Raw genomic sequence first — 21,734 nt, 5'->3', positions numbered from 1 at the left:
TCCATCGTACTTGCGCGTGCCTGCCCGAAATGGTCGGTGGCCACGTCTAGCGTCACGACCATGAGCAGCAGCACGGCCATGTCGCACCCCGGGAGCGTCGCCCCCGCCGCTTCCGCTGCCACCCGCTGGGAGAGCCAGCGCAGCTTCGACGAGCTCGGCCGGCCGTTGCGTGACATCACGTTCTGCGTGGTGGACCTCGAGACCACGGGTGGCTCGGCCGCCGGCGGCTCGATGATCACCGAGATCGGTGCCGTCAAGGTCCGCGGCGGCGAGATCCTCGGCGAGTTCCAGACCCTGGTCAACCCGTTCCAGTCGATCCCGGCGTTCATCGCCGTGCTGACGGGCATCACCGACTCGATGGTGGCGACCGCGCCCGGCATCGAGCAGGTCCTGCCACAGTTCCTGGAGTTCGCCCAGGGCTGCGTGCTCGTCGCCCACAACGCCCCGTTCGACGTCGGCTTCCTCAAGCACTTCGCCGCCCAGCAGGAGCGCCCCTGGCCGGCCTTCGAGGTGCTCGACACCGCCCGGCTGGCCCGCCGGGTGATCACCCGGGACGACGCCCCGAACTGCAAGCTCAGCTCCCTGGCGGCCCTGTTCGGCGCATCGACCACGCCCAACCACCGCGCGCTCTCCGACGCCCGCGCCACGGTCGACGTGATGCACGGGCTGTTCGCCCGGCTCGGCGGTCTCGGGGTGCACACGCTCGAGGAGCTGCAGACCTTCAGCTCGCGGGTCTCGCAGGCGCAGCGCAAGAAGCGCCACCTCGCGGAGGCCCTCCCCCACGCCCCCGGCGTCTACCTCTTCCGCGACGACCGCGACCGGGTCCTCTACGTCGGCACCTCCAAGGACCTGCGCACCCGGGTCCGGTCATACTTCACCGCCTCGGAGACCCGGTCCCGGATGGGCGAGATGGTCGGTCTGGCGGAGTCGGTCACCGGCATCGAGTGTGCGACGGCGCTCGAGGCGGAGGTCCGCGAGCTGAGGCTCATCGCCGAGCACAAGCCGAAGTACAACCGCCGCTCCCGGTTCCCGGAGCGGGCCCACTGGGTCAAGGTCACCGTCGAGCCCTGGCCACGGCTGTCCCTGGTCCGGCAGGTGCTCGACGACGGCGCGGAGTACCTCGGCCCCTTCGGCTCCAAGAAGGTCGCCGAGCGCGCCGTCGCGGCACTCCACGAGACGTTCCCGATCCGTCAGTGCAGCGGCCGGATGCCCAAGCAGCCGTCCCGGAGCTCTTGTGTGCTCGGGGAGATGGGCAGGTGCCTGTCCCCGTGCGACGGGAGCGTCACCGCGGAGGTGTACGACGGCGTGGTCGGCGATCTGCGCACCGCACTCGTGGCCGGCCCCGATCGGGTGATCACCGCTCTGACGTCGAAGATGACGGCCCTGGCCACCACCGAGCGCTTCGAGGAGGCCGGCACCGTGCGCGACCGGCTCGCGGCATTCCTCAGGTCCGCCGCTCGCACCCAGCGCCTGCACGCCCTCACCCGCTGCGCCGAGCTGGTCGCTGCCCGGCGCGACGACGACGGCAGGTGGAGCGTCCACGTCGTCCGCCATGGCCGGCTCGCGGCCGCCGGCGTGATCCCGCCCGGCGCGCACGCGGGCGAGTGGGTCAAGCAGCTGCGTGCCGGCGCGGAGACGGTCACCCCCGGCCCCGGCCCCACACCTGCGACGACCGCCGAGGAGAGCGAGAAGATCCTGCGTTGGCTGGAGTCCGAGGGCGTGAGGCTGGTCCACGTCGAGGGCGAGTGGAGCAGCCCGCTCGGCGGCGCTCGCAAGCACCTGCGGCTGCACGACGCGGTCAACGAGTCCAAGGCGGGGCTGGTGCCCTTCGAGGACCGGCGCCCCCTCCGCCCGGTGCACCAGCCGACGCGGTGAGCGGCTCCGGTGCGAGGTCGGTTCGTCATGGTTTGTAGCCTTGCCCGATGACGTGGCTCGACGCACTCGGCTGGGCCGGATCGGCCCTACTGGTCTTCTCGCTCGCCCAGGCGCGCGTCCTCCGGTTCCGGGTCCTCAACCTCATCGCCTGCGCGATCCTGGTGGTGTTCAACTGGCTGCTAGGCATCTGGCCGATGGTGGCGATGAACCTCGTGCTCACCGGGATCAACGCCTGGTTCATCCGCAGGCTCGTCGCTGACCGCCACGACCCGGAGGTCTTCGAGGTCCTGGAGGTCGGTCCCAACGACGAGTACCTCCGCCACGTCCTGCGCGTGCACAGCGCCGACATCCTCGCCCACCAGCCCGACCTCGTCTGGGACGGCGCCGACGCCGGCCGCAGCGCCTACCTCGTGCAGCGCGGCGACGAGACCGTCGGCGTCGTCCTGGTCCGCGACGCTGGTGAGCAAACAGCCCAGATCGAGCTGGACTACGTCACCCCGCGGTTCCGCGACTTCTCCCCCGGCGAGTTCGTGTGGCGTCGCAGCGGCCTGCTCAAGGAGGACGGCTACCGGCGGGTGGTCAGCCCGCGCAACATGGTCGCGCCCTACTACGACAAGGTCGGCTTCCGCCGTGAGGGCGACGTTTTCGTCCTCGACCTGTGACAGCCGCCCGATCCAGGGCATGTGCGGCGCACAGTCCGATAGCGTGGCGGTCATGATCACCGCCATCGTGTTCGTCAAGGCCGACGTCGCCCGGATCCCCGAGGTGGCCGAGCAGATCGCTGCGCTCGAGGGCGTCAGCGAGGTCTACAGCGTGACCGGCCAGATCGACCTGATCGCGCTCGTCCGGGTCCGCCAGCACGAGGACGTCGCCGCGGTCGTGGCCGACCGGCTCAACAAGGTCCCCGGCGTGCTGGAGACCGAGACGCACATCGCGTTCCGCACCTACTCCCAGCACGACCTCGAGTCGGCGTTCTCCCTCGGCCTTGACTGAGCTGCGACGCGTGGCGAGACAGCAGAGTCATCTGCTGCTCCCTCTTCTCCTCTTTCTAGGGACCTTCTCGGTCTACGCCCTCACCACCGAGCGCGAGGCCGTGAACACCGACGCGTACGCCGCCTCGGCGGGCGCGTGGCGGATCGCCACGGCAGGCACGCCGTGGTTCGACGGACTCGACGTCGAGCAGATCGACGGAACGCACACCGACTTCGACGGTGACAACTCCAACGGGCAGTGGCTCTCGCCGTCGGCCAACGGTCACGTCACGGCCCAGCGGATGCCCGGACCGATCCTCGCCGGGGTGCCCTTCTACTGGATCCTGGCCGACGGCGCCACGGAGGCGGACTTCTCTCTCCTCCCCGGTGGACTTGCAGCCTCCGCCCTGAGTGCCGGTGCCGTCACCCTGATGTTCCTGGCGCTGCGCACGCGCACGAGTCTCCGCCTGGCATCAGCGGGGGCCCTGGCCTTCGCCTTCGCCACGCCCACCTGGACGGTCTCCGCCAACGGTCTGTGGACCCATCCGGTCACCCAGCTCGGGATCGTAGGCGCCGCCTACGCGTCTGCACGCAACCGCTGGTGGTGGGCCGGTCTGGCCCTCGGCATCGCCATGTGGGGACGTCCGCACGTCGCCCTCATCGCTGCCGTCCTGGGCTTGGGCGTCGCCTGGACCCGACGCCGCTGGCAGATTGCACTGGCGGTCGCCCTGCCCACGCTCGCCAGCCTCGGCGCACTTGCAGTCTGGAACCGGACCGTGCACGGAAGGTGGTCCCTCGGCGGCGCCTACACCGACGCGGTCATCGAGCGTGCAGCCACCGGTGCCGGAGCCGAGCTAGGTCAGGAGCAGCTCTCGAACTACCTCGGATTCCTCGTGTCCGCCGACCGCGGGTTCCTGGTGTGGACACCGGTGGTCCTCGTCCTGCTGCCGGCGTTGTTGCGGGCACGACGAAGCCTCCCGGACTGGGCCCTGTTCCTCCTTCTCGGCGGAGTCGTCTACACGTTCTTCCAGCTCCGGCTGAACCACTTCGCCGGCGGCGTCGGGTTCTACGGCTACCGGCACGGCCTCGAGCTGCTCGCCGCGATGACGCCGGCGCTGGTGCTTGCCGTCCCCTATGCCGGCAGGCTCGCACGCGCCCTGTTGCCACCTGTCCTCGCGCTGCAGGCGGCCGCGATGCTGATCGGAGCCGTCATCGAAGGACTCTTCGTCGACTTGCCAGAGGTGTGGACCGACAACAGTCTCTGGCTCGCACTTCGCGAGGCACCGCTGCTGATCGGCACCCTGTTGACGCTCGCCGTGGCAGCCGGTCTTCTCGTCGCACACAGGATCCTGCCCGAGCGCGTGCCGTCCCCGTCCGGTTCAGCGGTATCCGAGAGAGCGCAAGCGGACATCACCGAGTAGGTGACGCCTCTAGCCGGCCGAGCACCGGTTCGGTGCCGCCTTGGGCTCAGCCCCTCCGGCGTACGACGTCCGCCAGCCGCGTCGCACGCGAGGACCGCAGGACGTCCTCGAGCATCAACGGCTCCCCCGCCGGCCCGGCCAGCGGCACCCGCCAGTTGGGGTACTCATCGGTGGTCCCCGGCTGGTTCTGGGTACGGCGGTCACCGACCGCGTCGGGCAGGGCCACCGAGAGCAGCCGGGCCGGGGTGAGCATGAGGTACTCGTGCAGCGCGAGCACGGTGTCCTCCACCGACGGGTCGTCCCCGAGCAGCCCCCGGGAGCGGACCTCGTCGAGCCACGCACCGCGGTCGGCCTCGTCGGCGGCGATCTCCTCCTCCAGCGACCGGGTCAACAGACCGAGCGAGTCACGCAGCCGGACGTGCTCGGCGGCCAGGTAGCCGGCGGTCGGCGGCAGGTCGTGGGTGGTGACCGAAGCCAGGCAGTACTCCCGCCAGTGCTCGGCGGGCAGCGGCCTGCCGTCTGACCCGTTCTCGAACCACAGGATCGACGTACCGAGGATGCCGCGCTGGCGCAGGTAGTCGCGGGCGGACGGCTCGACGGTGCCGAGGTCCTCACCGACCACCACGGCGCCGGCCCGCTTCGCCTCGAGCGCGAGCACCCCGACCATCGCCCGGTGGTCGTAGTAGACGTAGGTGCCCTCGTGCGGGGAGTTGCCCACGGGCACCCACCACAGCCGGAACAGACCGAGGATGTGGTCGACCCGGACCCCACCGGCGTGCCGCAGCACGGCGGCGATCAGGTCCCGGAACGGGCCGTAGCCGAGCTCGGCGAGCCGGTCGGGACGCCACGGCGGCTGACCCCAGTCCTGGCCGAGCTGGTTGTAGGCGTCGGCGGGCGCGCCGACCTGGATGCCGGTCGCGTAGGTGTCCTGCAACCGCCACGCGTCGGCACCACCGGGATAGACGCCGACGGCGAGGTCGTGCATCACCCCGAGCCGCATCCCGGCGGCGACGGCCTTGGCCTGGGCGGTCTGGAGCTGCTCGTCCATCACCCACTGCAGCCACATGTGGAAGTCGACCTGCTCGGCGTGCTTCTGGGCGAACTGCGTCACCGCCTCCGAGGCGGGGTGCCGCAGCTCCTCGGGCCACTCGCGGTAGTCGAAGCCGTGCACCTCGGCCAGCGCGCTCCAGCGGGCGAAGTCCCGGAGGCTGTGCCCCTCGCGTCGGCAGAACGATGCATAGTCGACCTCGCGGCCTGCCGTGCGTGGCGCGGCGTGGACGAGCCGCAGCGCCTCCAGCTTGGCGGTCCAGGAGGGGTTGCGCTCGATGGCGTCGACCCCGTCGAGCGACTTGCGCAGGGATGCGCCGATCCGGTCCACCTCGTCCCGGTCGGCGGCCGACAGCGCGGCGTACTCCGGGATCCGCTCCACGCGGAGGTAGAGCGGGTTGAAGAACCGGCGCGACTTGGGCAGGTACGGCGAGGGTTCCATCGGCGCGGTGGGCTCACCGGCGTGCAGCGGGTTCACGAGCAAGTAGTCCGCACCCAGCTCGGCCCCCGACCACACGGCGAGGTCGGTCATGTCGACGAGGTCGCCGACCCCCCACGACTCGGCCGAGCGGACGCTGTAGAGCTGCGCGGCGAAGCCCCAGCCGCGACGGTCGCCGAGCTGCTCGGGAAGACCCAGCCAGGCCGGGGTGACGATCAGCGTGCACGAGCTCTCCTCGTCGGCCGAGCGTGCCCACAGCCGGTGATAGCCCAGCGGCAGGTCCGGCGGCAACCGGAACGACGCCTCGCCGACCAGGGTCCCGGCGACCTCGTGCGGGGTCTCGGTGTTCTCCACCTGCTGCAGGTCGCGCTGCAGCGTGCCGCTCTCGAGCTCGATCCACACCTCGGCGGGCGAGCCGTGCGGGACGTGCACCCAGAACGTGGATTCCTCGCCCTGCACCGCCACCACGCTCGGCGGCAGCGTCCGCGCCCAGCGGGCCTCCCGCTCGGCCTCCAGCGCCGCGGCTGCCGCCGCCGGGGACGACGCGTCGACGTCCATCGCGGCCAGCACGGCGACGATCGTCTCCTCGGGGACCTGCACGTGGTTCCCGCGCCAGTCCCAGTACTCCGTGGCGACCCCGCGGGCCCGCGCGAGCTCGAGGAGCTCGAAGCTGTGTCCAGTCACGCGCTCATCCTTACCCACCGGTGGGCCAGGCATGAAACCGGCGAGTCAGGCGCGCCGGCTCGCCTCGACCCAGCGCTCCAGGACGTCGCGGGCGCATCCGGTGTCGATCGACTCCTGGGCACGCTGGATCCCGACCGTCAGCCTCTCCTCGAGGGAGCCCGGCTCGGCGGCATGGACGGCGAGGGCCGCCCCGGCGTTGAGTACGACGGCATCCCGCACCTGTCCCTGCTCGCCAGCCATGACCCGGCGTACGACGTCGGCGTTGAACCGCGCGTCCTTGCCACGCAGCCCCTCGGCCGTGCCGCGCCAGATCCCGAAGTCGAGCGGCTCGAGCACGTGCTCGGTTACCGTGCCGTCGGTCACCGCCCAGATCCGCGAGGTGGTGGTCGTGGTCAGCTCGTCGAGCCCGTCGTCACCGCGGAACACCCAGGCGTCCACGCCGCGCTTGGCGAACACGCCGGCCATCACCGGTGCCATCGCCGCGTCGGCACAGCCGATCGCCTGCGCCTGCGGCTTCGCCGGGTGCGCCAGCGGGCCGAGGAAGTTGAAGGTGGTGCCGACCCCGAGCTCACGACGCGGCACGGCCGCGTGGCGCAGCGCCGGGTGGAACGAGGCCGCGAAGCAGAAGGTGATCCCGACCTGCTCCACCATGTGGCCGACCTTGTCCGCCGGCAGGTCCAGCCGCACGCCGAGCGCCTCGAGCACGTCGGCGCTGCCGGCCTTCGACGAGGCCGACCGGTTGCCGTGCTTGACCACGGGCACGCCCGCCCCGGCGGCCACGATCGCGGCCATCGTGGAGATGTTCACCGACATCGAGCGGTCGCCGCCGGTGCCGACGACGTCGAGCACGCGGCCATGGACGGTCAGCGGGGTGGCATGGGCGTACATCGCCTCGACGAGGCCCTCCACCTCGTCGACGGTCTCCCCCTTGGCCCGCAGCGCGACCGCGAAACCGGCGATCTGCGACGGGGTCGCCTCGCCGGAGAGGATCTCCCCCATCGCCCAGGTGGTCTGAGCACCGGTCAGGTCCCGGCGGCCGATCAGGGCGGAGAGGACCTCGGGCCAGGTGTGCGCGGCGGTCATCGGTCCCGTCCGGGACTCAGTGCGCCAGGGCGACACGCGGCTTCAGCAGGCGCGTCACGACCTCGGCGAGCAGGATCGGGTCGATCGGGTGCGGCACCGCAGCGTCCGCGCGCGACCAGGTGGCCAGCCATGCGTCCTGGGCGCGGCCGGTGAGCACCAGGATCGGCGGGCACTGGTAGATCTCGTCCTTCATCTGCTTGGCGATGCCCATGCCACCAGCGGGCGTCGCCTCACCGTCCAGGATCGCCAGGTCGAGCTGGCCGGCGTCGAACTGCTGCACCGCGACGGGCTCGGTCGCGACCTCGACGTACTCCAGCTCGGGGAGGTCCGGGTGCGGACGCCTGCCCAGCGCCATGATCACCTGCTGGCGGGTGTTCACGTCGTCGCTGTAGACGAGGACCTTCAAGGGACGGGCAGCCTGGGGGGCGGTGGTCGCATCGGTCACGCGCCCGATGTTACTCGTCGTGGCCCCTGCCCGGGGCAGAGCCCTGCGCTTCCAGGCGGTCCAGCCGGCGGTCCTCGCGCCGGGCCTCCCGCATCGACTCCCGCACCCACTGCACGAACAGCACGCCGAAGAACAGCAGGCCCACCACGTCGCCGGAGCCCCAGAGGATCCCGCCGGCCAGGTGTTGGTCGTCCGCGGGGTCGGGGAGCCAGTCCATCGGCAGCGCTCGGTACCAGTCCCCCGCGATCAGCTCCGTCTGGTCCATGATCGTGGTGCCCAGGAAGGCGTGGAACGGCAGCGTGAGGAAGATCATCAGCAGCCGGAAGGGGTAGCCCACGCGTCCTGGCACGGGGTCGACGCCGACCAGCGGCCAGAAGAACAGCGACCCGACCAGCACCAGGTGGATGTGCATCATCTCGTGCACGTACGTCGATCGCAGCGACGCGTCGTACCAGCCGGTGAAGTACAGCGCCCACGGGCTGATCACGAAGAGCAGGAAGGCCAGCGGCGGGAACGACAGCACCCGGGCCACCCGGGAGTGCAGCACCGCCAGCAACCAGGCGCGTGGCCGCCGGGGAAGCGTGCGCAGAGCGAGGGTGACCGGTGCGCCCAGAGCCAGGAACAGCGGCACCGCCATCGACAGGATCATGTGCTGGACCATGTGCGCGCTCAGCAGGACCGTGTCGTACGCCGCGAGCCCCGAGGACGTCGCGACGTAGAAGCTGCCCATGCCGAGCACGACGAAGCTGATCGTCCGCGCGAGCGGCCAGGAGTCGCCGCGCGCGTGCAGCGTCCACACCCCGAACAGGTAGAGCCCGACGGCCCAGACCGTGAGGACGAACAGGTACGGGTCCATCCCCCACTCGCTGAAGACGGCGGACAGGTCGAACGGGGGCAGGCCGGAGAGCTCCTCCACGCCGGTGACGGCACGCACGCCACCAGATTAGGCGCCGCCCGGAGCAGTCCGGACGCCGGGACGAGTCGAACCACGGGCAGCAGAACCGCGGCTCAGGACCAAGGTCCGCGAAACGGGAGGACCAAAGTAAGGGGGGCGGATGTCTTCTGCGGAGGGTTACCGACATAATGTCCCGCGTGGCGACAGCAACTGTGATTCCTGCATCCCGTCTGCACGGGCACCATGACCGTCCCAGCATGGTCAGCGTCGGAACGATCGTCTGGCTCTCCAGCGAGCTGATGTTCTTCGCGGCGCTCTTTGCTGCCTACTTCACGATCCGCGCCGTCTCGCCGGATCTGTGGGCCGCGGAGGTCGAGAAGCTGAACGTGCCGTTCGCGACGGCCAACACGACGATCCTGGTGCTGTCCTCGGTGACCTGCCAGCTCGGGGTGTTCGCCGCCGAGCGCGGACAGGTGGGTCGCACCGGCGGCCTGATGAACATCAAGGGCTGGGGCCTGCGCGAGTGGTTCGTGCTCACCTACGTCATGGGCGCGATCTTCATCGGCGGCCAGGCGCTGGAGTACGCCGAGCTGGTGCACGAGGGCGTGACGATGTCCTCCACCGCCTACGGCTCGATGTTCTACCTGACCACGGGCTTCCACGGTCTGCACGTCACCGGCGGTCTGATCGCCTTCCTCTTCGTGCTGGGCCGCACGTTCATGGCCCGCAAGTTCACCCACGAGCAGGCCGTGAGCGCCATCGTCGTGTCCTACTACTGGCACTTCGTCGATGTCGTGTGGATCGGCCTGTTCGCGACCATCTACCTGATCAAGTAGACGAGGACTCTTCGTGCGATTCCTAAGCGCTCGCCTCTCAGCCAAGCGCCGTAGCCCCCTCGCCGGGGTCGTGGTGCTCCTGATGGGTCTGCTGTTCACCGGTGGCGCGTACGCCGTGCTGTCCCCCGCCTCGGCCACCGACGAGCTCGCCTCCGACCAGTCGCTCGTCGACCAGGGCCGTGAGCTGTTCCTCGTCGGCTGCGCCTCCTGCCACGGGCGCAACGCCGAGGGCCTGGTCGCCAAGGACGGCACCCAGTACGGACCGTCGCTGGTCGGTGTCGGCGCCGCCGCGGTCGACTTCCAGGTGTCCACCGGGCGCATGCCGATGGCCCGGCCCGGGGTCCAGGCCCCGCGCAAGGACCGCGTCTACAACGAGGAGGAGACCCGCGCGCTCGCCGCCTACGTCGCCTCTCTCGGCCCCGGTCCCGCGATCCCGACCGCCGAGCAGTACGACCCGAACGAGATCCCCGAGGACGAGCGTGAGGAGGCCGTCGTCCGCGGCGGTGAGTTCTTCCGCACCAACTGCACCGCGTGCCACAACTTCGACGGCTCCGGTGGCGCCCTCCCGGGCGGCAAGTACGCCCCGACCCTCAAGGGCGTCGACGAGGTGCACATCTACGAGGCCATGCTCACCGGCCCGCAGCAGATGCCGGTGTTCTCCGACGACGTGCTCAAGCCCGAGGAGAAGCGCGACATCATCGCCTACCTCAAGAGCCTCGAGGAGAACCCTGGTTACGGCGGCTTCTCGATGGGCGCCCTCGGCCCCGTCAGCGAGGGCCTGTTCGCCTGGCTCGTCGGCATCGGCGGCCTGGTCGGCTTCGCCGTCTGGATCGCCGCGCACACCGCCAAGTCCGAGAAGAGGAAGAAGGCGTGACCCACACCCCTGACGGCAGCAACATGCCGGTGCCGGGCAACGACGAGGCCGTCGTCGACCCGCACGCCCCGATCCCGGCAGAGCCGCTCGACAACCCCGGCCTGCCCCCTCACGAGCCGCGTCCCACCGATGTGGACCCGGCCGCCGAGAAGCGCGCCGAGCGGCAGGTCGCGACGATGTTCGGTCTCGCCGCGGTGATGTCGATCCTGTTCGTCGTCGCCTACTTCAGCTTCGACATCGGCGCCGAGGATCCCGACACCTTCCTGGGTCTGGGCGCCTCGACGCTGTTCCTCGGCCTCTCGCTGGGCCTCGCCCTGCTGCTCATCGGCGTCGGTGCCATCCAGTGGGCGCGCAAGCTGATGAGCGACGTCGAGATCGTCGAGTACCGCCACCCGGCGAGCTCGTCGGAGGAGGACCGCCGCACCGCCCTCGAGGCCCTCGGGCAGGGCACCGCCGACTCCGGCATCACCCGCCGCCCGCTGATCCGCAACTCCCTCATCGGCGCGCTCGCCATGCTGGGTCTGCCGGCGATCGTCGCGCTGCGCGACCTCGGCCCGCTGCCGGGTGACGCGCTCGCCCGCACCGTGTGGCGCAAGGGGATGCGGATCGTCAACGACGTCTCGGGCACCCCGATCCGCCCCGACGAGGTCGAGATCGGCCAGCTGATCAACGCCGAGCCCGCCATCTTCTTCGAGACCGACGAGGAGGGCGAGCCGGTGATGCACGGCCACGAGGTGATCGCGGAGAAGGCCAAGGCCGCGGTGATCCTGGTCCGAATGCAGCCCAAGGACATCACCCCCGCCGCGGGCCGCGAGAACTGGGGCGTCGAGGGCATCCTCTGCTACTCCAAGATCTGCACCCACGTGGGCTGCCCGATCTCGCTGTGGGAGCAGCAGTCCCATCACCTGCTCTGCCCCTGCCACCAGTCGACCTTCGACCTGGCCGACAACGGCAAGGTGATCTTCGGCCCCGCCGGCCACGCGCTCCCGCAGCTGCCGATGGGGGTCGACGACGAGGGCTACCTGATCGCGATGAGCGACTTCCTCGAGCCCGTGGGCCCGAGCTACTGGGAACGTGGTGAGTGACGATGGCCATCAAGACCAACGCCAAGACGGCCGCGGCTGCCGAGAAGCCGTCGAAGATCGGCGGTGTCGCGACCTGGGCCGACGAGCGCCTCGGGATCGCCGGTGCCGCGAAGAAGAACCTCCGCAAGGTCTTCCCCGACCACTGGTCGTTCATGCTCGGTGAGATCGCGCTGTGGAGCTTCGTGGTCCTGCTGCTCACCGGTGTCTTCCTGACCCTGTGGTTCAAGCCGAGCATGGCCGAGGTGATCTACCAGGGCTCCTACGAGGAGTATCGCGGCCTGCACATGTCCGAGGCCTACGCCTCCACGCTCGGCCTGTCCTTCGACGTCCGCGGCGGTCTGCTCATGCGGCAGATGCACCACTGGGCCGCGAACCTCTTCATCGGTGCGATGTTCGTGCACCTGCTGCGGGTGTTCTTCACCGGCGCCTTCCGCAAGCCGCGCGAGCTCAACTGGGTGATCGGCACGGTCCTGCTGCTGCTGGGCATCCTGGAGGGCTTCTCCGGCTACTCGCTCCCCGACGACCTGCTCTCGGGCACGGGTCTTCGCATCGCCGACGGCCTGATGAAGTCGAGCCCGGTGATCGGCACCTACCTGTCGTTCTTCCTGTTCGGCGGCGAGTTCCCCGGCGACGACATCATCCCGCGCCTCTACATGGTCCACATCCTGTTGATCCCGGGCCTGCTGCTGGCGCTGATTGGTGCCCACATGCTGCTGCTCGTGTACCACAAGCACACCCAGTGGCCCGGCCCCGGCCGGACCGAGCAGAACGTCGTCGGCTACCCGATGATGCCGGTCTACGCCGCCAAGGCCGGTGGCTTCTTCTTCATCGTGTTCGGCACCACCGCCCTGATGGGTGCGCTGCTGAGCATCAACCCGGTGTGGAAGTACGGCCCCTACAACCCGGCCGAGGTGACGGCGGGCTCGCAGCCCGACTGGTACATGGGCTTCGCCGAGGGCCTGCTGCGCATCATGCCTGCGTGGGAGTGGGAGATCGGCGGGTTCACGCTGCCGCTGAGCGTCTTCCTGCCCGGCGCGATCGTGCCCGTGGTGCTGCTGGCCGTGGTGATGCTCTACCCGTTCATCGAGCAGTGGATCACCGGCGACAAGCGGGAGCACCACCTGCTGCAGCGTCCGCGCAACGCTCCGAACCGGACCGCGTTCATGGTCGCGCTGATGACCTTCTACGGCCTGCTCTGGGCCGCGGGCGGCAACGACATCATCGCGGTGATCTTCAACCTGAACCTCAACCAGATCACCTACTTCATGCGTGGTGCGGTGATCCTCGGACCGATCCTGGCGTTCATCATCGCCCGGCGGTGGGCGATCTCGCTCCAGCGTCACGACCAGGAGAAGCTGCTCCACGGCTACGAGACGGGTGTCATCATGCGCTCGCCGGAGGGCCAGTACACCGAGCGGCACCTGCCGATCAACGCTGCCGAGGCCTACACGCTCACCGCGCGTGACCGCGACGAGGTCTACGAGCTGCCGCAGGGCGAGGACGCCAACGGCATCCCCTCCCCCAGCGCCCGCAAGGACCGGCTGCGCTCGCGGCTCTCGCGGTTCTGGTTCGCCGACGCGGTCCAGAAGCCCACGCGCGAGGAGCTCGAGGCGGCGCGTCACCACGCCGAGCACGAGCTCGAGGTCCACGCCGGCGAGGCGCACTCGGCCGATGGCCACCAGTTCGACGGCCGCCACGAGGTGCACGGCGAGGAGCTGCGCAAGCACTGAGGTAGAAGCCCACGACGAGGGCCCCTGACTCATCCGAGTCGGGGGCCCTCGTCTTTTCGTGTCCGCACTTCGAGGCCGCGGCTGCCCAGTTTGGGTGATGTGGCGCCCGATCCCCCCGACATACCTTGCCGTTGTCGGCGGAGCCGGGGGGACCGATCTCCGACCGACGGCCACCCGGACGGAAAGTTCAGCGCGGTCGTCGTGACGGCGTACTCGATGAAGGGGACAGACATGTCAGAGCAGAAGGGACTCCGCGTCGGAGTCGTGGGATGCGGCTACTGGGGCTCGAAGCACGTGCGTGCCCTCATGTCGCTCGAGTCGGTCGCCCAGGTCGCGGTCATCGAGCCGAGCGCGGAGCGCGGCGACGCGATCATTCGCATCTTCCCGACCATCCGCCGTTTCGAGACGCTGGAGCAGGCGCTGCCCCACATCGACGCGGTCGTGATCGCGACCCCGCCGAGCACGCACGCTCCGCTCGCCCTCCAGGCGATCGGGCACGGCAAGCACGTGATGGTGGAGAAGCCGCTGTCGGTGAACACCGCCCTGGGCCGCGCGATGGTCGACGCCGCTCGGGCCGCCGGGGTGACCCTGATGGTCGGGCACACCTTCGAGTACCACTCGGCGGTGTGGAGCCTGCGGGACCTGGTCCAGGACGGGGAGCTCGGAGACCTGTACTACCTCGACACGGCCCGGCTCAACCTCGGCCTCTACCAGCACGACGTCAACGTGCTGTTCGACCTTGCCCCGCACGACATCTCGATCCTCAACTACGTGCTCGGCACCCAGCCGACCTCGATCGAGTGCTGGGCATCCCGCAACGCGCACCCGCGGCTCGAGGACATCGCGCACATGCGGCTGTACTACGACGAGCCGGGCGTCTTCGCCAACGTCAACGTCAGCTGGCTCGACCCCCGCAAGGTGCGCCGGGTGACGCTGGTCGGCAGCAAGAAGATGGTGGTCTTCGACGACCTCGACGCCGAGCAGCGGATCAAGGTGCACGACAAGGGCGTGCAGGCGATGACCAGCGGGGAGGCCGAGGAGGACCTGACCTCGCCGCCCATGTCCTACCGCTACGGCGACATCGTGGCGCCGTACCTCGTGGTCAACGAGCCGCTGCGGGTCGAGGACGAGCACTTCGTCGACTGCGTCCAGACCGGCATGGAGCCGCTCACCAATGGTGAGAACGGGCTGGCGGTGGTCGAGGTTCTCGAGGCCGCACAGATCTCCATGCGCGAGGGGCGGGCCGTGCGCATCGACGAGCTGCGGGAGAGCCTCGCGGTCGCTCCGGCCGAGGTGAAGATCCCGCGGCAGGCCGGGCCGGCCGACCGGCTTGCGCTGTGACTCAGGTGAAGGACAAGGGGGGCATCATGACTCAGACGGTGACACAGCTGCCGTTCCTCGACCTCGGCCCGATGACCGACGAGGTCCGGGACGAGGTTCTCGAGGGGTGGGCGCAGCTGACCAAGAGCAACCAGTACGTCGGCGGCGAGGTCGTCTCGCGCTTCGAGGAGGACTGGGCGGCCTTCTGCGGCACCCGGTTCGCCGTGGGGGTGGCCAACGGGACCGACGCGCTGCACCTCGCTCTGCGTGCCCTGGACATCGGGCCGGGCGACGAGGTGATCGTGCCGACGAACACGTTCGTGGCCACCGTCGAGGCCGTCGTCCTCGCCGGCGCCCGGCCGAGGTTCGTCGACGTGGACCCGGGCACGCTGCTGATCACGGCCGAGGCGATCGAGGCCGCGGTCACCCCGGCGACCCGGGCGGTGATGGTGGTCCACCTCTACGGCCAGATGCCGGACATGGACGCGATCCTCGCCACCACGGACCGGCTCGGCCTGCGCGTGGTCGAGGACGCCGCACAGGCGCAGGGCGCCACCTGGCGGGGACGCCGCGCCGGGTCGTACGGCGTCGCCGGCTGCTCCAGCTTCTACCCCGGCAAGAACCTCGGCGCCTTCGGGGACGCCGGTGCCGTGGTGACCTCCGACCCGGTGGTGGACGCCCGGCTGCGCAGCCTGCGCGACCACGGCCGTTCCGGGGCGGGCCACTACCAGCACGAGGGCTTCGGCACCAACAGCCGGCTCGACTCGGTCCAAGCCGTCGTTCTGTCCGCGAAGCTGCGCCGGCTCGAGGCGTGGAACACCGCGCGCCGGGTGCGCTACGACCAGTACCGGGCGCTCCTCGACCCGACGGTCGCGCCGCTGCTCGCCGAGACCCCGGGCTCCGTGGGTGCGGTCCACCTCGCCGTGGCCCGCGTGCTCGAGCGGGACCGGGTGCGCGAGGAGCTCGCCGCAGCCGGGATCGCCACGGGGCTGCACTACCCGACCCCGTGCCACCTGACCCCGGCCTACCGCGGCTTCGCCGACGGGCCGCTGCCGGTGGCCGAGGCGGCCGCCGACGAGATCGTCTCGCTGCCGATGTTCCCCCACCTCGACCTCGCCGACGTCGCACGGGTCTGTGAGCGGCTGAACGCGGTCGCACCCCGGAGGGCCGACTGATGCGGGCCGGGATGTCGGTCGGCGGTGGTCTGGTCAGCGACGCGACCGTGCTGCTGGGCTACCAGCCCGACCGCGACGTGGACGCCGACTCCGCCCTCGGCCGCAACGCCCGGCTGCGCAGCGGCACGATCATCTACGGCGGCACGCGGATCGGTGACGGCTTCCAGTCCGGCCACAACGTCGTGGTCCGCGAGGAGTGCCTGATCGGTGACGACGTGTCGGTCTGGAGCAACACCGTGATCGACTACGGCTGCGTCCTCGGCGACGGGGTGAAGGTGCACAGCAACTGCTACGTGGCCCAGTTCACCGAGATCTGCGACGGGGCCTTCCTCGCTCCCGGGGTCACGATCGCCAACGACCTCTACCCCGGCCAGGAGGAGTCCGCCAAGCGGATGTCGGGCCCCTGGATCGGTCCCGGCGCCCAGCTCGGCGTGAACGTCACGGTGCTCCCCTACGTCAGGATCGGCGCCGGCACCATCGTCGGCGCCGGGTCCGTGGTCACCCGGGACCTGCCCGCCGGTGTCGTCGCCTACGGCAACCCCGCCGTCGTGCGCGGCCGGGTGGAGGACCTCACCGACATCGCGCGCCGGGTCGACGGCAACCAGTCCCACATCGGCAACCGGTTCCGGTTCAAGCAGGAGCTGCCCGAGCAGCGGCCGATCGTGAACGGCGCCCACCGCGCGGAGCCGGTGCCATGACCGAGACCAGCGCCCGAGAGACCCAGGCCGGGTTCGCCCTCCCCTGGGGTCTGCGCCTCTACCCCGCTGCCAAGCGCATGCTCGACGTCCTCGCGGCGTCCGTGCTCCTGGTGCTGCTCGTCCCGCTTCTCGCGGTCGCCTACCTTGCGGTGCGCACGACCAGCCCCGGGGCCGGTATCTACCGCCAGGAGCGGGTCGGCGCCGGCGGACGCACCTTCGAGATCTACAAGTTCCGCACCATGCACGACCGCAGCCCGGAGGACGTGCACCGCACCTATGTGGCGCGGCTGCTGGCCGGCGAGGTGGAGGCGGAGCAGGGGCTCTACAAGCTCGCCGGCGACGCGCGCGTCACCAAGGTGGGCGCCTTCCTGCGGCGTACGTCGATCGACGAGCTGCCGCAGCTGGTCAACGTGCTGCGGGGAGACATGTCGCTGGTGGGTCCGCGGCCGGCACTGCCGTGGGAGGTGGAGATGTTCCCCGTCTGGGCCCACCAGCGTCACGCGGTGCGTCCGGGGCTCACCGGGTTGTGGCAGGTCAGCGGGCGCAACCGGCTGACGATGACCGAGGGCCTGCACCTCGACGTGCAGTACGTCAACCAGGCGACCCTGCTCGGTGACATCGTGATCATGCTCCGCACGGTCCCGGCCCTGCTCCGTGGCGGTGCTCGATGACCGCTCGATCCGAGCCGTTGGAGGCGGTGGCAGCCGACGACGAGCTGACCAGCGCCTCGAGCACCGCACGCGACTCGGTGACCGTGGGGCTGTGGACGTCGGTCAGCCGGGCCACGGGTGTCATCCGCGTGGTGATGATCGGCGCGGTGCTCGGCCCTACCTTCTTCGGCAACGCCTACCAGCTGACGAACTCGGTGCCGAACCTGATCTTCTACGGGTTCCTCGCCGGGTCGCTGCTGTCGTCCCTGCTGGTGCCTGCACTGGTGCGCTACATCGACTCGGGCCGTCCCGGCGACACCTCGCGGGTGAGCGGCGGGTTCCTCGGTGTCGCCATGACGGCGCTGCTGGTGGCCGCGCCGGTCGCGGTGCTCGCCGTACCCCTCCTGCTGCAGCTGGCCGCGCTCGGTGAGCCGAGCGCGGTCGCGGCCGACCAGGTCGCCCAGACCCGGCTGCTGCTCGTGCTCGCGGTGCCGCAGGTGTTCCTCTACGCCGTGATCGCCTCGGCGACCGCGGTCAGCTACGCGCACCGGCGCTACACGCTGGCCGCGGCCGCCCCCGCGGTGGAGAACCTCGGCGTCGTCATCGTGCTGGGAGCGGTGGCGGCGGTCTACGGGGTCGACCACGGCAGCGGCGCCACGGTGCCCACCGGCGAGATGCTCGTCCTGGGCCTGGGATCGACCGCAGCCGTAGCCGTGCACGCCGCCCTGCAGTGGTGGGGTGCGCGGCGGTTCGGGGTGTCGATCCGTCCCCGGGCGGGCTGGCGGGACCCGGAGGTGCGCACGGTCATCTCGCGCGCCAACCGCGCGCTGCTGCAGTCCGGGATGCTCGCCGCGCAGGTCCTGCTCCTGCTCGTGCTCGCCAGCCGGGTCGCCGGCGGCACGGTGGCGCTGCAGATCTCGATGAACTTCTACCACCTGCCGCTGGCACTGGCCGCCGCCCCGGTGGGGCTGGCACTCCTCCCCCGGCTGGCGCGGCTCAACGGCGGCGAGCAGGACCGGCTGTTCGCCGACGCCTTCGGCCGGGCGGTCAGCCTCGCGCTGTTCCTGGTGGTCCCGGCCGCCTGCGGGTACGTCGTCCTCGCCGGCCCGCTCGCCGAGACGGTCGCGGCCGGCCAGATGAGCACCGCCGAGGGCGTGTCGATGGTCTCGGGCTCGCTCGCCGCGATCGCGCTCGGTCTGATCGGCGAGACCCTGTTCGTGGTCTCCACGCAGGCCGCCTACTCCCGCGGTCAGGCCGGGGTGCCGCTGGTGTCGATGGCCCTGCAGGCCGCGGTGTGCCTCGTGCTCGCCACGCCCGTGCTGCTGGTCGACGACGCTCCCGTCGTCGCCCTCCTCGGTGCGGCGTACGCCGTGGCCGCCGTCATCGGGGGCGCCCACCTCTTCATGCGCGTACGACGCTCGTGCGGTCCGACGAGCCACCGGTTCTGGCCGTCGTTCCTGCGCACCGCGGGAGCGGCCGCCGTCATGGTCCCCGTGGTCGCGCTGGTGTCCCGGTTGGCCACCTCGACCATCGACGGCCGCACTGGACAGATCACCGCCGTGCTGGCCGGGACGGTGAGCGGTGCTCTCGTCTACGGTGCCGTGCACGTGCTGCTCCGCTCGGCCGAGCTGACGTGGCTCACCGAGGGGCTGCGCTCGAAGCGAGCCGGCAACGTGGCCGTGGAGGGCGACCAGCCATGAGCCTCGTGACCGCGCCGACCCTGTTCCTGGGACACCCCGGGAGCCGGTCGCGCCGGTCTGCCTGGCTCAGCGGGGTGTCCGTCGTGCTCCTGGCGATGCTGGCCGCGACCGGCATCGGTGCGCTGGCCGCACTCTCCCCCGTCCTCGCCCTCGCCGGCGTGGTGGGCGCGCTGCTCGTGGCCGTGGTGGTCTGGCGGCCGGTCACGGCGGCCTACGTGCTGATCGCCGCGACCCCGCTGGTCGTCGGTATCGACCGCGACCGGCTGGTGCCGATGCTGCGTCCGAACGAGGCGCTCCTCGGACTGCTGATCGCGATCCTGGTCGCCCGGGCGGTCCTGCTCCTGCGCCTCGACGTCCGGATCCCCCGGCTCTCCCTCAGTCCGGTCGCGACCACGTTGCTCGCGATGGCACTGGCCAGCTCGGTGCTTCCCCTGGTCTTCATGGTGGTCCGCGGACGCACTGTCGAGATGGACGACATCACCCATGCGGCGGTGATGTGGAAGACGCTGGCGGTCTTCGCCCTGGTCCGCTACACCGTCCGCACGCAGGCGCAGGTCAGGATCTGCATCGCCATCTCACTCTCGGTGGCCACGATCGTGGGCGGGATCGCGATCGCCCAGTCCCTCGGGCTGTTCGGGGTCCGCGAGCTGCTGATGCCCTGGTACGCCAGCTTCGGCTACACCGACGTCTTCGCCGACCCCCGCGCCGGCTCCACGATCGGCCTGCCCGCCGCCACGGCGGACTTCACGATCCTCAACCTGGGTCTCGCGATCGGACTGTGGTGGAAGGACCGCAAGGCTGCGCTGCTCCTGGCGCCGGCAGCGGTCGTCTACATCATGGCCGTCTTCGCCGCCGCGGAGTTCTCCAGCGCGCTCGGCCTGATGATCGCCATGGTCACCCTCGCGGCGCTGCTCGGCCGGCTCGACCTACTCCGCTACGGAGTGCTCATCCTGCCGGTGGTCATCTACGTCCTCTGGCCGACCGTGGAGCACCGGATCGAGGAGTTCCAGTCGATGCACGGCATCCCGCGCAGCTGGCTGGTCCGCTGGTACAACCTCGAGACCTACTTCTGGCCCGACCTGTTCAGCGGCACGAACCCGATCTTCGGCGTCCGGCCGTCCGCGCGCGCACCTGCCCCGGGCGCGTTCGGCTTCGTGTGGATCGAGAGCGGATACACGTGGCTGCTCTGGGGCGGAGGAGTCTTCCTCGCCGGGGCGTTCGTCTGGTTCGTCGTGGTGACGCTCCGGACCATGCGGACGTTGAACCGGTCCCTGAGCTCCTACAGCTCGGTGGCCGCGCTGGCCGCCTACGCCGCCGTCGTCGTGGTCGTCGTGCTGATGGTCTTCGACCCCCACATCACCTACCGGGGCTTCGCCGACGCCCTGTACGCCGTTCTTGGACTGGCGCTGGTCCAGCCCGACCCACCCGCGAGCCCGAGCGTGGCCGCCGACATCGCCCAGGAGGCACGACCATGAGGATCCGTCGTTCCAAGGGACAGCGCTCCCACGGCCTGGTGCGCACCTACATCTGGCTGATGCTGGTGTGCACGCTGCTCGCCGTCGCCGCCGCCTCACTCCTGACCATGTCGAAGACCACCTACGAGGCCTACGCCCAGGTGGTGGTGAACCCGACCATCACCCAGAGCGGCTCGATCCTGGGTGCCGCGATGCCCACCGAGCAGGAGGTCGCGAGCTCCGGCTTCGTGGTCCGGCGGGCGGCCGCACAGCTGGGGATCGCGGCACCGGATGCCGAGGAGAACATCGAGGTCACCGTCCCGGTGGACGCGAACGTCCTCGACTTCACCTACACGGCGCCCACCGCACGTGAGGCCTACATCGGCGCCCGTGCCTTCAGCGAGACCTACGTCCGCTACCGCAACGACGGGGAGCAGCGGCCGATCGCCCGGCTGATCACGCCCGCCTCCCTGCCCGACGAGCCGGTGACCCCCGACTACGCGCTGATCCTCGGCGCAGCCGTCGTCGGCGGGCTCGGCCTCGGGTTCGGCGCCGCGTTCGGGTGGGACCGGCTGGCCGGCCGGCTGCGCACGGTGGAGGACGCCGGGGCGCGCACCGGGCTGCCCGTGCTCGCCTCGGTGCCGCACCTGTCGAAACAGCGAGCACGCTCGACGCTGGCGGCCGACCCGGAGATGGCGATGGCGTTCGCCCAGCTCGCCAGCCGGGTGCCGGGGCTGGTCGAGAGCCGCAAGGAGTTCACCGTGCTGATCACCGGGGCGAGCGCGCACGCCGGCACCTCGACCATCGCGCGGCAGACCGCTGTGGCCCTGGCCCGGATGGGTCGGCGGGTGGTCCTGGTCGGGGCGGACCCGGCCAGCTCCTCGATCGAGGAGAGCTTCGGCGTGCCCCGCTCCCCCGGGCTCAGCGACCTGCTCGCGGGTCTGGCGGTGCCGGAGAACGCGCTCCACGAGACCGCCGTACCGGGGCTGCGGGTGCTGACGGCCGGGTCGTCGCCGGACCAGGCCTCCGCTCACCCGCAGAGCCTCGACGACCTGCAGCTGCTGGTCTGGTCTCTGGCCGCGGACTCCATCGTGATCATCGATGCTCCGGCTGCACTCAGCTCCGCCCACGCCGGCCTGCTCGGTTACGTCGCCGACCGGGTCGTCCTCGTCGTCGACCTCGCACACGGCTCGCGCGCCTCGGCCCGGGAGGCCGCGGCCTGCCTGAGCCACGTCTCGGACAAGGTCGTCGGCTGCGTGACCAACCAGCCGGCCCGGGTCCGTCGGCGGGCGGCGGCGACCAAGCCCGCAGCAGTCAAGCCCGCGACCGAGGTGGTGGCACCGGCGCAATGA

19 protein-coding genes are annotated in these 21,734 nt (G+C 70.7%); 15 read left to right on the top strand and 4 right to left on the bottom strand.

Annotated elements, in window-relative coordinates; all coding sequences use genetic code 11:
* The first annotated feature begins 60 nt into the window (after positions 1–60).
* From ACYVIH_RS19085 to ACYVIH_RS19070, 4 genes are read left to right on the top strand one after another with little or no spacing between them, the layout of a single operon-like run.
* Entirely contained in the window at positions 61–1,875 is a 1,815-nt protein-coding gene (locus ACYVIH_RS19085) for a DEDD exonuclease domain-containing protein (protein WP_460871122.1), read from the top strand.
* Between the two features lie 47 nt (positions 1,876–1,922).
* Positions 1,923–2,537: a hypothetical protein gene (locus ACYVIH_RS19080; protein ID WP_460871121.1), complete on the top strand. Its 615-nt coding sequence runs from the start codon at positions 1,923–1,925 to the stop codon at positions 2,535–2,537.
* Positions 2,538–2,589: 52 nt separating this feature from the next.
* Positions 2,590–2,868: an Lrp/AsnC family transcriptional regulator gene (locus ACYVIH_RS19075; protein WP_460871120.1), complete on the top strand. Its 279-nt coding sequence runs from the start codon at positions 2,590–2,592 to the stop codon at positions 2,866–2,868.
* A gap of 10 nt (positions 2,869–2,878) precedes the next feature.
* Positions 2,879–4,267: a hypothetical protein gene (locus ACYVIH_RS19070; protein WP_460871119.1), complete on the top strand. Its 1,389-nt coding sequence runs from the start codon at positions 2,879–2,881 to the stop codon at positions 4,265–4,267.
* Between the two features lie 46 nt (positions 4,268–4,313).
* Here the strand turns inward: ACYVIH_RS19070 and malQ are convergent, their stop codons facing one another.
* The 4 genes from malQ to ACYVIH_RS19050 are packed head-to-tail and all read right to left on the bottom strand — an operon-like array spanning position 4,314 to position 8,899.
* A complete protein-coding gene (gene malQ, locus ACYVIH_RS19065; protein ID WP_460871118.1) occupies positions 4,314–6,437 on the bottom strand; it encodes a 4-alpha-glucanotransferase in 2,124 nt (707 codons plus the stop codon).
* A 45-nt stretch (positions 6,438–6,482) separates the two neighbouring features.
* Positions 6,483–7,520, bottom strand: a complete 1,038-nt coding sequence (gene trpD / locus ACYVIH_RS19060; RefSeq protein ID WP_460871117.1) for an anthranilate phosphoribosyltransferase — start codon at positions 7,518–7,520, stop codon at positions 6,483–6,485.
* A 16-nt stretch (positions 7,521–7,536) separates the two neighbouring features.
* The gene (locus ACYVIH_RS19055) at positions 7,537–7,965 is read right to left on the bottom strand and encodes an Rv3143 family two-component system response regulator (protein WP_460871116.1); all 429 of its coding nucleotides are present in this window, start codon (positions 7,963–7,965) and stop codon (positions 7,537–7,539) included.
* A gap of 10 nt (positions 7,966–7,975) precedes the next feature.
* Complete coding sequence (locus ACYVIH_RS19050; protein ID WP_460871115.1) at positions 7,976–8,899, bottom strand: cytochrome c oxidase assembly protein; 924 nt, start codon at positions 8,897–8,899, stop codon at positions 7,976–7,978.
* Positions 8,900–9,048: 149 nt separating this feature from the next.
* On the opposite strand from ACYVIH_RS19050, the gene ctaE reads away from it, so the two are divergent.
* The 11 genes from ctaE to ACYVIH_RS18995 all read left to right on the top strand — a co-directional run bounded on the left by ctaE (position 9,049) and on the right by ACYVIH_RS18995 (position 21,734).
* A complete protein-coding gene (gene ctaE / locus ACYVIH_RS19045) occupies positions 9,049–9,696 on the top strand; it encodes an aa3-type cytochrome oxidase subunit III (RefSeq protein ID WP_460871114.1) in 648 nt (215 codons plus the stop codon).
* Positions 9,697–9,709: 13 nt separating this feature from the next.
* Positions 9,710–10,570 (top strand): cytochrome bc1 complex diheme cytochrome c subunit, encoded by an 861-nt coding sequence (gene qcrC, locus ACYVIH_RS19040; RefSeq protein WP_460871113.1) that lies wholly within the window; start codon positions 9,710–9,712, stop codon positions 10,568–10,570.
* Between the two features lie 23 nt (positions 10,571–10,593).
* Positions 10,594–11,655: a cytochrome bc1 complex Rieske iron-sulfur subunit gene (qcrA, locus tag ACYVIH_RS19035; RefSeq protein ID WP_460871183.1), complete on the top strand. Its 1,062-nt coding sequence runs from the start codon at positions 10,594–10,596 to the stop codon at positions 11,653–11,655.
* Between the two features lie 2 nt (positions 11,656–11,657).
* A complete protein-coding gene (gene qcrB / locus ACYVIH_RS19030; RefSeq protein WP_460871112.1) occupies positions 11,658–13,385 on the top strand; it encodes a cytochrome bc1 complex cytochrome b subunit in 1,728 nt (575 codons plus the stop codon).
* A 231-nt stretch (positions 13,386–13,616) separates the two neighbouring features.
* Positions 13,617–14,726, top strand: coding sequence for a Gfo/Idh/MocA family protein (locus ACYVIH_RS19025; RefSeq protein ID WP_460871111.1), 1,110 nt, complete (start codon positions 13,617–13,619; stop codon positions 14,724–14,726).
* A 26-nt stretch (positions 14,727–14,752) separates the two neighbouring features.
* Positions 14,753–15,880, top strand: a complete 1,128-nt coding sequence (locus ACYVIH_RS19020; RefSeq protein ID WP_460871110.1) for a DegT/DnrJ/EryC1/StrS family aminotransferase — start codon at positions 14,753–14,755, stop codon at positions 15,878–15,880.
* Positions 15,880–16,578, top strand: coding sequence for an acyltransferase (locus ACYVIH_RS19015; protein ID WP_460871109.1), 699 nt, complete (start codon positions 15,880–15,882; stop codon positions 16,576–16,578). Before ACYVIH_RS19020 ends, ACYVIH_RS19015 begins: the two co-directional genes overlap by 1 nt.
* Positions 16,575–17,249 carry a sugar transferase gene (locus ACYVIH_RS19010; protein WP_460871108.1) on the top strand — a complete coding sequence of 225 codons (675 nt, stop codon included), beginning with the start codon at positions 16,575–16,577 and terminating at the stop codon, positions 17,247–17,249. The genes ACYVIH_RS19015 and ACYVIH_RS19010 overlap by 4 nt, the downstream gene beginning before the upstream one ends.
* Positions 17,246–18,928 carry a murein biosynthesis integral membrane protein MurJ gene (murJ, locus tag ACYVIH_RS19005; protein WP_460871107.1) on the top strand — a complete coding sequence of 561 codons (1,683 nt, stop codon included), beginning with the start codon at positions 17,246–17,248 and terminating at the stop codon, positions 18,926–18,928. Before ACYVIH_RS19010 ends, murJ begins: the two co-directional genes overlap by 4 nt.
* A complete protein-coding gene (locus tag ACYVIH_RS19000; RefSeq protein ID WP_460871106.1) occupies positions 18,925–20,403 on the top strand; it encodes a hypothetical protein in 1,479 nt (492 codons plus the stop codon). Before murJ ends, ACYVIH_RS19000 begins: the two co-directional genes overlap by 4 nt.
* A complete protein-coding gene (locus ACYVIH_RS18995) occupies positions 20,400–21,734 on the top strand; it encodes a hypothetical protein (RefSeq protein ID WP_460871105.1) in 1,335 nt (444 codons plus the stop codon). The genes ACYVIH_RS19000 and ACYVIH_RS18995 overlap by 4 nt, the downstream gene beginning before the upstream one ends.

This window comes from Nocardioides pakistanensis (genome assembly GCF_054781215.1).
The sequence above is the reverse complement of the archived record's forward strand: the minus strand, read 5'-3'. Positions and strand labels throughout refer to the sequence as shown.